The 13,025-nt window shown below is 45.5% G+C and carries 10 protein-coding genes; all 10 read right to left on the reverse strand.

All coding sequences use genetic code 11. The features are described from left to right. Window positions 1-9: 9 nt before the first annotated feature. The 10 genes from MSP8886_RS16195 to cobJ all read right to left on the reverse strand — a co-directional run bounded on the left by MSP8886_RS16195 (window position 10) and on the right by cobJ (window position 12,995). Entirely contained in the window at window positions 10-705 is a 696-nt protein-coding gene (locus MSP8886_RS16195; protein WP_067018322.1) for an L-ribulose-5-phosphate 4-epimerase, read from the reverse strand. Between the two features lie 97 nt (window positions 706-802). Next, window positions 803-1,798, reverse strand: a complete 996-nt coding sequence (locus MSP8886_RS16200) for a DctP family TRAP transporter solute-binding subunit (protein ID WP_067018324.1) — start codon at window positions 1,796-1,798, stop codon at window positions 803-805. A gap of 19 nt (window positions 1,799-1,817) precedes the next feature. Beyond that, window positions 1,818-3,098, reverse strand: coding sequence for a TRAP transporter large permease subunit (locus tag MSP8886_RS16205; protein WP_067018326.1), 1,281 nt, complete (start codon window positions 3,096-3,098; stop codon window positions 1,818-1,820). Then, on the reverse strand, window positions 3,095-3,577 hold the full coding sequence (locus MSP8886_RS16210) for a TRAP transporter small permease (RefSeq protein WP_067018328.1): 483 nt from the start codon (window positions 3,575-3,577) through the stop codon (window positions 3,095-3,097). Before MSP8886_RS16210 ends, MSP8886_RS16205 begins: the two co-directional genes overlap by 4 nt. Before the next feature lie 27 nt (window positions 3,578-3,604). Next, window positions 3,605-4,612 carry a 3-dehydro-L-gulonate 2-dehydrogenase gene (gene yiaK, locus MSP8886_RS16215; protein ID WP_067018330.1) on the reverse strand — a complete coding sequence of 336 codons (1,008 nt, stop codon included), beginning with the start codon at window positions 4,610-4,612 and terminating at the stop codon, window positions 3,605-3,607. A 345-nt stretch (window positions 4,613-4,957) separates the two neighbouring features. Continuing rightward, window positions 4,958-6,217, reverse strand: a complete 1,260-nt coding sequence (locus MSP8886_RS16220) for a sirohydrochlorin chelatase (RefSeq protein ID WP_067018332.1) — start codon at window positions 6,215-6,217, stop codon at window positions 4,958-4,960. Window positions 6,218-6,298: 81 nt separating this feature from the next. Next, window positions 6,299-10,183, reverse strand: coding sequence for a cobaltochelatase subunit CobN (gene cobN, locus MSP8886_RS16225; protein ID WP_067018335.1), 3,885 nt, complete (start codon window positions 10,181-10,183; stop codon window positions 6,299-6,301). A gap of 129 nt (window positions 10,184-10,312) precedes the next feature. After that, complete coding sequence (gene cobW, locus MSP8886_RS16230; protein ID WP_067018337.1) at window positions 10,313-11,395, reverse strand: cobalamin biosynthesis protein CobW; 1,083 nt, start codon at window positions 11,393-11,395, stop codon at window positions 10,313-10,315. 15 nt (window positions 11,396-11,410) lie between these two features. Then, a complete protein-coding gene (gene cobM, locus MSP8886_RS16235) occupies window positions 11,411-12,190 on the reverse strand; it encodes a precorrin-4 C(11)-methyltransferase (RefSeq protein ID WP_067018339.1) in 780 nt (259 codons plus the stop codon). 28 nt (window positions 12,191-12,218) lie between these two features. Next, window positions 12,219-12,995 carry a precorrin-3B C(17)-methyltransferase gene (cobJ, locus tag MSP8886_RS16240; RefSeq protein WP_067018341.1) on the reverse strand — a complete coding sequence of 259 codons (777 nt, stop codon included), beginning with the start codon at window positions 12,993-12,995 and terminating at the stop codon, window positions 12,219-12,221. Between the last annotated feature and the right edge of the window lie 30 nt (window positions 12,996-13,025).

The following is a 13,025-nucleotide window of genomic DNA, read 5'->3' on the forward strand; positions in this document are numbered from 1 at the left end:
TCTGACTTCCTACGATTTCTGGCCGTAATAGGCATCTTTGCCATGTTTACGCAGATAATGCTTATCCAATAATTCCTCTTGGACTTTCACTCCGAGGTTTAAGGAGCGAGTTGCGATGGCCATGGCTGATACTTCCTCTAACACAACGGCGTTATGAACTGCATCAAACGCGTCTTTTCCCCACGAAAAAGGCGCATGACCAGAAACAACCGCACCTGGAATGGCGGCGGCATCAAGGTTTCTTTTAGTGAACTCTTCAATAAGAACAAGCCCCGTATTTTTCTCATAATCATGAGCAATTTCAGCAGCTGAGAGCTGACGAGTACAGGGTATATCGCCGTAAAAATAATCAGCGTGCGTTGTTCCCAATGCGGGTATATCCAGCCCCGCCTGGGCCCAAACTGTCGCATGTCGAGAATGAGTGTGGACAATGCCACCAATACTATGGAACGCTTTATACAACTCAATGTGGGTTTGTGTGTCACTGGAAGGGTTTAGATGCCCTTCCACTTGTTTACCATCGAGATCAACAATAACAATGTCATCGACTGTCATTTGCGAATACTCCACACCCGATGGCTTAATCGCAATAATGCCTTTATCACGATCTATCTCAGACACGTTACCCCAGGTAAAAGTGACTAGACCATACTCGGGAAGCTTTAAATTGGCCTTTAAAACCCGCTCTTTTAATGCTTGATACATAATGATTCCCTCACGAAAATCGATTCTTGATGCTCAATAAAATACAAGATCAAATACAGGGCTTAATAAGATGATTCTCATCAAACCCCGCACTTTTTTATTGTTTTGATGCCGCTAAAATTTCGTTCACCATTTTGTCGCCGTATTGTTTAATAAAGGCATTCCAAACAGGCTTGACCGCTTTTTGAAATGCCGCAGTATCGACATCACGATTGACTTTCATGCCATGCGCCTCTAGCTCAGAAATCATTTTGGCCTCTTTATCAACACTTAGTTTACGTTGCATAGCAATCGCATCTTTTGCAGAACTCATGATAATTTTCTGATTTTCAGGACTTAATTTATTAAACTTTTTTAAGTTCATCACAAAAACTAATGGTGAATAAGCATGCTGAGTAAGACTTAAATACTTCTGAACTTCATAAAGCTTATAAGAAAGGGTAACTGGAATAGGTTGATCTTGAGCATTCACAACATTTGTTTCTAATGCATTATAAAGCTCTGACGCGGGAATTTGAGTTGGATTCGCCCCTAAAAGAGCAAACATATCATTCAATGCTTTAGAACCATTCACTCGCATCCTTAAACCCTTAAGATCACTCGGTTCACGAATGGGGCCTCGATTATTAGTAATGTTTCGATAACCATTTTCAGGATAACCAAGCCCTTTAATACCAAACTGCTCCATGTTAGCTAAAACAGATTGCCCCACTTTTCCGTCCAGCACTTTATAAGCGGTTTTTCGATTAGGAAACATAAATGGCAGGGTAAAAGCAGAAGATTCAGGTAGTAGTCCAGAATAATTATTCAAACCGACAATGGAAAAGGTAATAACGCCTAAGCGTGTTTCCTGAATCAGTTGAGAATCAGTGCCAAGTTGACCATGAGGGAATATGTTAACTTTAATATCACCATGAGTGCGACTTTCAACTTCTTTTTTAAAATAAAGAGACATTGTTTGCTGTAGATCTGACTTAGGTGCTGAATGAGCCAGCTTAAACGTCATATCCGCCATCGAATTACCAGAAAAAACGGTTAATGTCATCAATGACACAACACTCAAATATTTCAAACAAAATTTAATTATTTTCATTATTTTTCTCCTTTTGATTTCAACCAATAATTAATTTCATTGGAACAGTTATAATTCCAGGAAATACGATAAATAGTATAAGTAACAACATATAGGCCCCTATAAATGGAAGTACACCTTTTATAGAGGCAGACATTGGTACTCGAGAGACCCCACAAACAACATTTAAAACATTACCAACGGGGGGAGTAATGAGACCTATGGAAGTATTAATAACAAACATTAATCCGAAATACACAGGATCAATACCTGCCAATTTAATAACCGGCATAAGTAATGGCACCAGAATCAAGATACTTGGGCTTAAATCCATCACCATGCCAACTAAAAAAACCAGCAGCATAATAACGGCCATTAATAAACGTGGGCTGTCGACAAGTGGTGTCAGTAATTCGGCAAGCTGTTGAGGCAATTGGGCAACGGTAATTAACCAAGCAGCCACCATCGCGCAACCAACAAGGAACATCACCATGGCTGTTGATCGTGCAGCTCGGCCAAGCACCAGATATAACTTGCGAAATGTTAATTCACGATAGACAAAAGTAGAAATAAAAATGGCATAAACGGCTGCTACTGCAGCGGCTTCTGTAGGAGTGAATACACCAAAACGAATCCCACCTAATATAATAATGGGTAAAAAAAGTGCCCAAATACCATCTTTTAAAGCATTTAACCGCTCGGCTCCTGATGATTTTTCAATAATTTCAAAATTTTTCTTTCTAGCTAATACAAACCACACGATAAGTAATGTCATCCCCATAATAAAGCCTGGTACAATCCCGGCAATAAATAGGTTCTTAATGGATATACCACCAGCAACACCAATTAAAATCAAAGGAATAGAAGGAGGAATAACGGGAGCAATAATTCCACCAGAAGCAAGCAATCCAATAGACGATCCTTCAGGGTATTTTGCACCTCTCATCATAGGGTAGAGAATGCTCACAAGTGCTGCAGCATCAGCAACAGCGGAGCCAGATAACCCAGCTAACAAAATAGATGTTAGAATAGCAACATAGCCTAAACCGCCTTTACGATGACCAACAAACGCATTGGCAAGACGCACAATTCTTATAGACAAGCCACCAATTGACATCACCTCACCAGCAACTAAGAAGAAAGGAATGGCCAAAAGAGTAAAGCTATCCACACCACTAATGAGCGCATTAGATAATATATCGGCACTAAAAAGGTTCATATGAAACATAAGTGCCATGGAGGATAATAAGAGGGCAAATGATACTGGTAGCCCCAGTAAAATCGAACCGATTAGCACAATAAGAAAAATAGCCAACGTCATTCTTGATCCTCCATATCCATCAGCCAATGAGGATTGAATATTCGGACCAAAGAAATCAATGCAATTAATAACCCAGATATCACACCAGCCAATGCAAATAGAGCAGTAGGAAGGCCTGTAAGAGGAGAGATATTGTTCCAATTTGCCATTGTTTGATTAATAGCACCAAAGAACAACATGCCTGATGAAATAAGTATAACGATCCAAATCAAGCGATTAAGAATCGGCACAGCACTTGGAAAAAACCGTTCTGAAAACTCAGCAATAGCGAGATGTTCACCGCGGCGTAATACAACGGCCGCACCTAGTAAAACAATCCAAACTAAGCACAATCTAGAAAGCTCTACTGATGCTCTAAGCCCTGATGAAAAACCATAGCGAAGAACCACATTGGTAAACACTAAAACAATCATAGAAGCGAGAATAACGGTGATAATCACATCTATGCATTGCCACATCCATTTAATTATTTTTATCATGGTGAAAGCCTCTGGAAACTCGTTTTATCAACTCAGCAATGCTTGGATTTGCTCCCAAATTTGCTCATGAATCTCAATACCGCCTGCTTCTCTGTGTTTCTCTATGAACTTTTCAATACTGCTACCAGCAATCTGCACAGTACCGGATTCAGCAGGTTCAGATGACAAAACATATTCTCTAATCCGTTTCATTTCTGCTGAAAACTGGGAAGCGTCGATGGTTTTACTAAGGTCTATGGCAATAAGAAATTGAGACACGCCAAACTCGCCTCCCATATCTTCTGTAAGTGCTGGGACGGAATGTCCGCCAGTAATCGCGGTTAGCATCATGTCTAAAACAATCGACATGGAAGAGCCTTTCCAGAACCCCATGGGCAAAATGCGTTTGTTTTTCCACAACACATGTGGATCTTTCGTTAACTCACCAGCATCATCGTAACCACCAATCACTGGCAGTTCTTTATCTGCTAAGACGTAGTTCTGAAGTTGACCATAGGAATATTGAGACATAGAGCAATCGACAAGAACGGGAGGCTCTCCGGCAATCGCCATAATAAGAGGGTTAGTCCCTAAGCGATGATCTTTCCCCCCCCATGCAGGCATAACGGCTGTTGAGTTGGTAGCGGCAATACCAGCAAACCCTTCACGGGCCATTCGCAGCACATAAGAACCGCCACGCATCCAATGGTTCGAATGGCGCATACCGACCATGCCAATGCCATATTGACGAGCAAGTTCCATCGCACGATCTGCACAAATTAAGCCATTCAATACCCCAGGACCATAATGACAGTCCCACTGTTCCAAAGCCCCCATACTATTCACACACTCAGGTGTTTCATTGAGTTTAATTTGGCCTTTATCTACCTGAGATATAAAAACAGGGAATCGATTAATACCATGGGAATAAATACCTTCATTTGCCATTTCTACAAAACCTTCAGCAAGACGCGCTGCTGACTCAGTTTGCATTCCCCTCGCTGACAAAATGCTTTTGTAAGTATCAGTAAGCTTCTCTATAGAAATTATTGGCATATCAACGTCCTTAATTTTATTAAATTCCGTATTATGGAATTTGTTATTGTTATAATTCCATATAATGGCACTATATTTTATTTATGTGAAGCCTGTTTGTAAAAAAATCAAAAAATAAACCATCGACATGCATACAAAATAATGCCTACTAAACGTCAATCAAAAACTGAAGCGAGAAAAAAACGAGAGTTGATAATGAGTTAAAGAAAAGATGAATTGATTGGAAGATCAGAAATTTTTATTCAGAAAGAGATGAAAGACTGTGCTTTTTGTTCGTTTTATCCAAAAAAAGCCAGCTCGGAGGCTGGCTTTTCGTGTTTAAGTAAGCGTTTATCGATAGCGGAATCAGCGATGAGCAAACGCTGTTTTCGTGCAATCCCCATCGATTTTGTCTTTCTCTTCTTCCAAAATCTCATCGGTGAACTGGCTCATAAAGCAGCAACAAATTCCCTCACCAATCATGGTACGTGGCCCCATTGGGTGACCAATGTGTTTGTAAACACCATGGCTGTGACCATGATCTCCATGGCTATGAGAGTGCCCATGAGAGTGATCATGACTATGAGAATGGTCGTGTGCATGGCTGTGTGAGTGATCGTGATCATGGGAATGGTCATGATGTTTGAGTAGCACTGAATGCTTTTTCTCCGAGTGATCCAAGGACTGAACTAAGTTAGTAAAGTGCTTAGTATCGAACTCTGATAAGCCTTGTGTATCATCTTGTGGGTCAACAAACTCGGCATGATGGTGGTGAATGTCCACTTCCCCTGCAGCAAGGCGGCGTTTAAAGGAACTCATCAGCGTTTCTTCACCCGTTTGCAATTCCCCTTGCATGATCTCTTCCACACGATGTTGGAATGCATCAATGACTTTCGTATGGTCACTTAAATAATGGGCTTGAACGAAGGCGATCTCAGGGTTCGCTTCGGCGACTTTGTTCACATACCCTTGAATCCGTTTGATCAAGCGGCCGGTAAACAGGAAGTACGGTGCCACGACAATGCGCTTAAAACCCAATTTCAGTAGCTTCTCAAGACCCACTCCGACAGAGGGATAAGTTACGCCAGAATAAACGGTATCCGCCCAACCAAACCCCATGTTTTCATTGACAATACGCGTTAATTTAGCCGCTTCGGCATTCGCAGAGGTATCAGACGTACCGCGGCCGACCACCACCAGCATGGTGTCATAAAGATTTTCGGGCGGGTTTTCCGGATCCAGACATAGGGATTCATAAATACGCGCTTGAAAAGCTTCGATCATGTCGTCCTGCAACCCTAATTCACGACCATAGGTAATGTTTAAACCTGGGTGCTTTTCTTCATAGGTTGTCAGAACGGAAGGAATATCGTTTTTGGCGTGCGTTGCGGCGAACAACATGCCCGGTATGGCATAGATTTCTTCGACACCTTGATTCACCAAACTGTCTAAGCCCATATGAATATTCGGTGCAGAAAATTCCAGAAAGCCATATTCCACTGGAATATCAGGGTAACGTTCTTTGAGTCCCTTCGCTACAAGGCCAAATTCACGTTCAGCGTCTTTATCTCGACTGCCGTGACCACAAATCATAATGCCCTTTTTGGCCTGTTTTTTATTACTCATCATTTCTCTCTACTTTATTCATCTCAGCTAGTCTTAGTCTAAATTCAACTAGCAAGGTTACAAGAGATCTTCTGCCCAAGATCACTGACGTTGTTCTTGTTGCTGATCTAGATCAAGCAACAAGGATTGAATTTTTTCCTGGTATTCCTCTGCGTTCTGCCACATACCACGCTGTATCGCCTCTAACAAACGCTCACCCATTTCCTCAAGCGCATGGGGGTTATTATCGCGCATAAAGGCTTGATTGTCCGGATCAAGTAACAATCGATCGGTCACCTGCTCATATTGGTAATCCGCCACAAGATCGGTTGTCGCATCGTAAGCGAATAAATAATCCACCGTAGCAGTCATTTCAAAGGCGCCTTTGTAACCATGGGTCTGCATAGCGTCGATCCATTTTGGGTTCAGCACCCGGGACCGCACCACTCGATTAAGCTCTTCTTTCAAGGTACGAATTTTGGGTGAACTGGGGTTAGAATGATCGCTGTGATACACACTGGGGGCTTCCCCTCGAAACGTGGTCACCGCGTTGGTCATCCCCCCTTGAAATTGATAATAATCATCCGAATCGAGAATATCGTGCTCACGATTATCCTGATTTTGTACCACTGCATCCAACTGAGACAAGCGCTCAACAAACGCTTCTTTCGCTTCTACACCTTCCCCTTGGTTCTTAACACCATGATTAGCACTATCGTTATCAGCGCCATCACTATAAGAACCATAAGCATAACCGCCCCAGTTCACATAGGCTTCCGCAAGATCCGCTTTGGTATCCCAACATCGCTCGTCAATCAAACCTTGCAACCCTGCACCATAAGCACCCGGTTTGCTACCAAAAACACGGTAAGTGGCCTGACGATTGGCTTGCCCGTCGCTCATTCCTGCAGCAAGTAACTTGCTTTTACGTGCTTGCACATTGGCACGAATCACATTCCCCGTTCCGGGCTCTTCAAACTCCGCAATAGCTTGCACCGCCGCATCATACAGTCGCATCACATTAGCAAACGCATCACGGAAAAAACCGGATACCCGCAAGGTCACATCCACCCGAGGTCGACCGAGTTGCATGCAGGATAGAATCTCAAAATCGGTCACACGGTTCGACCCTGGTGCCCAAATAGGACGAACGCCCATTAGAGCAAAGGCTTGAGCGATATCATCCCCACCGGTTCGCATGGTGGCGGTTCCCCATACGGACAAACCCAAGTCTTTCGGGTAATCGCCATGCTCTTGCAAATGTCTCTGGATTAAAGCTTCGGCCGATTGCTGACCAATTGCCCACGCTGCCGGGGAGGGAATCGCCCGATTGTCCACCGAGAAGAAATTACGCCCCGTTGGCAACGTATCCAGCCGACCTCGGGTTGGTGCGCCACTTGGTCCAGGAGGAATAAAGCCACCAGCTAAACCGGTCAATAAGGCCTGTATTTCATTATGGGCACTTTGCCGCAACACCTCCAGCAGACGCTGTTTACTGTGAACCAATAACACCGCTGTTTGCGGTAGGCTTATAGCTAATTCCTCTACCGATTCATCACCGATGACGTAACTCAACACTAACGCTTTTGCCAATAGCTCCAAACGCTCTTTCGTATCCGCATGGGTTCGCCAAGCCGATTGGCTCACTGATTCTAACAGTTCAGGCCGATTACCTAACCATAGTGCGCGCTCACTTTTCATTGGATCAAATCCATCTTGCTCCAGTGATAAGTCGTTTACCAACCCATGAAGAATCCCTTGACTGGTGACCTCTCCACCTCGTGGTAAACGCAACAAGGCCACTAGGGTATCGGCTAATTTATCGGCTTCTGGTAATTCACCTAAGCGGTGCAAACCATGCCGAATTTGCGCCTCTTTGATGTCACATAAATAGGTGTCTAACCCTTCCAAGACCGAATCATCATTGCTGGCTTCAACCCCAACAAGTTCTTCCAATAAATGGGACTCTTGAACTTTGTAGAGGATCTGTTCGCGTAGCCAGGTTTCTCGGCGTATGTCCATGCCCATGGCTTGGTAATATTCGTCGACGAGGTTTTCCAGTTCAGCCATGTCTCCATAGGTTTCAGAGCGGGTCATAGGTGGCATCAGGTGATCAATAATCACCGCTTGTGCGCGTCGTTTGGCTTGCGCGCCCTCTCCGGGATCGTTCACGATAAAAGGATAAAAATGCGGCATAGGCCCAAGGGCGATATCCGGCCAGCACGACGCCGACAAGGCCGTGCCTTTGCCCGGTAACCATTCAAGGTTGCCGTGTTTGCCTACGTGAACAAACGCGTCCACTTGATAAACGTGACGCAGCCAAAAATAGAACGCCAAATAACTATGGGGGGGAATCAAATCGGGATCATGATAATTCGCAGCGCGATCCAAGTTAAACCCTCGGGCGGGTTGAATCCCCACAAAGGTTTCCCCTAAGCGAATGCCCGCCAACATAATGCGACGTTGGCCATTTTGTTCGCGGCATTTATGATCGTCTTCTGGTGGCCCCCAGCGATCCCAAACGGCATGCTGGCACTCTAATGGCAGTTGATAGAAATACTGTAAATAGTCTTCTAAGGCGAGGCTTTGCCAGCAGCCTCGTTCGTGCAAGGTATTGGGATTATTGGTCACCGCGCCAAGCAATTCTTCAATCAAGGCATTACCGTGGGCGGGAATATTCTCAATCGGATACCCGGCACTCTCTAGCGCTTTTAATAAATTGACCGCCGAGGCGGGCGTATCCAAGCCCACCCCATTACCAATACGCCCATCTTTGGTGGGGTAATTGGCTAATACAAAGGCAATGCGTTTTTGATGATTGGGTTTACAGGCCAAATAAGTGAAGCGCTTGGCAAGCTGAGCAACAAAACGCGCACGTTCTTGGTGTAATTCGTAACGTACCAAATCCACTTGGGCGATGTCGTTGTAATGACTTAAGGCTTTAAAGCTGACCGTACGCGTAATAATGCGCCCATCCATTTCTGGCAAAACGATTTGCATGGCCACATCTCGACTGCGCAAGCCTTGGGTTTGCGCTTGCCAATCCTCTTCGGTACTGCCTGACAGGATCAACTGCAACACCGGAATGGGAACAGCAAAGGCCGATTGAAAATCCGTCGGCTCAGAAGCCAGATCAGGGCTGCCGACGCGATTGGCAGCAAAGCCTGTAGTGTTTAGAATCACCTTGGCTTGAGTGCGTTCTACTAGCGACTCGATCAAGCCCACTGACACATCGTCTTTTAAAGAGCTCACCGCTACGGCCAACGGCACCATCCCTTCTTGTTCTAAAATCTCGATCAAGCCATCAAACATAGCGGTATTACCACTTTGTAAATGGGATCGATAAAAGGCCACAATAGCAACCGGACGTTCCTCTGCCAAACCGTCAGCATAGTGGCGATGCCATTGCAAAAAGCCAGACGCACTCCCCCCATGATAAATCAACGCATTGGGTAAAGGGGCTGGTTCTTGCCATGGATAAGGCTGATCGAAATAACGATCCGTGAGGAAATACAATAATTGCTGAGAGTTACTTTGGCCGCTTTCACGCAGATAGCGCCACACACGGTGACCGTCTTCTGGTTGTGCGGTGGAAGCCTTCATTAAAGAAGGGTCTTGCGCATCATCCCCTGGCACAACTATCAAGGTTCGGCCACTTTTAGCATGCGACCAATCCTGTAAACGCTGAAAACCATAGGCCCAGTAATGCTCGCCGCCAAGCAACGACACCACAACGACTTTTGCGTGATCAAGTACCTTGTGTTCGTATAAATCGTACGCGGCAGGTTTCACCAACTGCATCCAATTAGCAAGGCGAACCGAGGGTAAAGACGTCCCCTGAGCAGACAATTGCTCCAAGGCACTGCCAAGCGCACCGAGCACACTATCTGCAGCGGCCAGAATCACTAAGTCTGCTGGGGTTTGTCCAAGATCGACAATCCCTTCATCGTCAACAAAGCCCCCTGGTTTGGCTGCTAATAAGTGCACTCTTTCTCCAATTGCTTTCTTGTACTCACTCGCCATTCCCGCAAAGGCGGGAATTCATAGGTTTTTCATTACGAACTTGGCATAGCCCTCTTATTTCCTCCCCTTATCAAGGGGGAGGCTGGGAGGGGGTTAAGCGCTCATCGCATCATGCAAAATGTTCTCAATGCGCTCTTTCTCAATACCTTTGCCAATAAACACCAACTGCGTTTTACGCACTTCTTCCGGTTGCCATAGGCGATCAAAGTAGCGATCCAATCGAGTACCGACGGCTTGAAACACTTGGCGCATTGGCTTGCCATGAACGGCTGCAAAACCTTTTACACGGAAGATGTTGTACTCTTCGATGAGTTGCGTCAGCGTGTCTTGTAATAAGTCTGACGACACTTCACCTAGGGACACCACAAATGAATCAAAATGATCGTGGGCATGATCATGATGCTCACCATGGGCGTGATGATGATCGTGATGATTATGCACCTCATCAATGCGGCTCTCGGTGGCAGCATCGATACCCAGTAACATATCCAACGCCGCTTCGCCGTTTTCGATGTAGGCCGTTTTTACCGTTGTTGGTACTTCATGAGCGATTATGGCTTGCACACGAGCACGTTCTTCATCGTTCAATAAATCGTTTTTACTGACCACCACCAAGTCAGCGGCACTTAACTGGTCATCCAATAGTTCTTGTAAACTTGGATCATGGTCTAAGCTGTCATCAGCTTGGCGTTGGGCTTGTACTTTTTCTTCGTCATGGGCAAAACGCCCTGCCGCAACGGCAGGACCATCGACGACGGTAATAACCGCATCGACCGTACAATGCTCTTTAATGCCCGGCCAGTTGAAGGCTTGTACCAAAGGCTTGGGTAACGCCAAACCGCTGGTTTCAATCAGGATATGGTCAATATCACCGCGGCGAGCAACAAGCTGCTCCATAACAGGAAGAAACTCTTCTTCTACCGTACAGCAAATACAGCCATTGGCTAATTCGTAAAAACCATCATCGCTACGCTGGCCACCCTCTTCGCCCCCCTCAGGGCAGTCCAGTGGACAAGAGCGGAGCAGATCGGAATCAATGTCTAACTCGCCAAATTCATTGACGATCACCGCAATACGTTTACCTGCGGCTTGTTTTAATACATTCGACAATAGTGTTGTTTTACCACTGCCCAAAAAGCCAGTCACAATGGTTGTTGGGATTTTATTGAGCTGCATAAGGAATCCTTGCTATTATTTTTTGCTGTCACCTTGACGGTGAATTTTTCGGAAAATATGTGCCTGGCCTTTATCGTAAAGGTAAGAGTCGGCAAAGTCCTCAGTATCTAACACATGGCCCACTAAAATAAGGCTGGTTCGAGTAAATTTTTTCTCACGTACTTTCGCCACGATGTCGGCTAAGGTGCCCACCACATAATCTTGGTCTGGCCAACTGGTGCGATAACATACGGCCACAGGGCAATCCTCACCATAGTGGGGAAGCAGTTCTTCGACGATTTTATGGATACGCGTCACCCCAAGGTGAATGGCTAAGGTGGCCCCACTTTGTGCCAAAGCGGGCAATCTTTCGCGTTCCGGAAACGGCGTTTTGCCCTCATAGCGCGTCATAATAACGGTTTGAGAAACGCCCGATAAGGTTAACTCTTTGCGCAACAACGCCGCCGAAGCAGCCACAGCACTGACTCCTGGAATAACATCATAATCAATGTCTAATGCTTCAAGACGACGAATTTGCTCTCCAATCGCCCCATACAAAGCGGGGTCACCAGATTGCAAGCGGGCCACATCTTTGCCTTCTTTGGCAGCTTGTTCGATGACAGCAGTGGTTTCATCCAGATTCATTTGTGCCGTATCGTAAATCGCTTCGGCGCTGCCTCGCACACTGTCAATCACTTGCGTGGGAATCAAAGAACCCGCATAGAGAATAATAGGACAACGCTCGATGGTTTTGACGGCTTTTACCGTCATCAAATCTGGGTCGCCTGGGCCTGCGCCAATAAAGTAAACCGTCATGTATTTCCCTTATTATCTTTTCACCAGCTTAAAGCTTCTTAGAATAGCCGCGTGGTGTGTATATCCAATGCTTGTCACCATTGACGATGTGTTTGGAGTCAGAATTTCCGACGCTGACCATGGTAAACATATCCACGTCTTTAGCATCCAATTCGCCTAGAGTAGTAAAGGTAATCTCTTCTTCAGGGCGAGTTAATTGACGGCCAATCATCACAGGCGTGCTCGCGGGACGGTACTTCAGCAATACATCACGGGCGTGGTTTAATTGCCAATCGCGCTTTTTTGAAACGGGGTTGTAGAAAGACACGACAAAATCGCCCGCACCACAAGCATGCAAACGTTTATCAATGGTTTCCCAAGGGGTGAGTAAGTCTGATAATGAAATCGTACAGAAGTCGTGCCCCAGCATCGCCCCCACTCGGCTGGCTCCTGCTTGCATGGCGGAAATCCCTGGGATGACTTCAATGTCTACGTCCAGCCATTCAGGGTGTTTCTCTTTGCCTTGCAATTGCAAATCCAGCAATTCAAATACCAAGGTCGCCATGGCATAAATACCAATATCGCCACTGGAAATTAACGCGGTATTTTTACCTTGTGCGGCTAGGTCTAGCGCCAAACGCGCCCGTCCTATTTCTTCACCTAAAGGCAAATTATGAAACGTTTTGCCCGCACTCAGCTCACCTAATAAGTCCAAATAATAGCCGTAAGCCACCCAATCACTGCATGCGGATAGCGCTTTTGTGGCATTGGGGGCTACCAAACCAAGGTCACCGGGGCCCATACCCATTACAAATAATTTGCTCATTACATCTCTTTATTATCGTCAAGCGCACTT

This window comes from Marinomonas spartinae, from assembly GCF_900089775.1.
In the GTDB taxonomy this organism is placed as follows: domain Bacteria; phylum Pseudomonadota; class Gammaproteobacteria; order Pseudomonadales; family Marinomonadaceae; genus Marinomonas; species Marinomonas spartinae.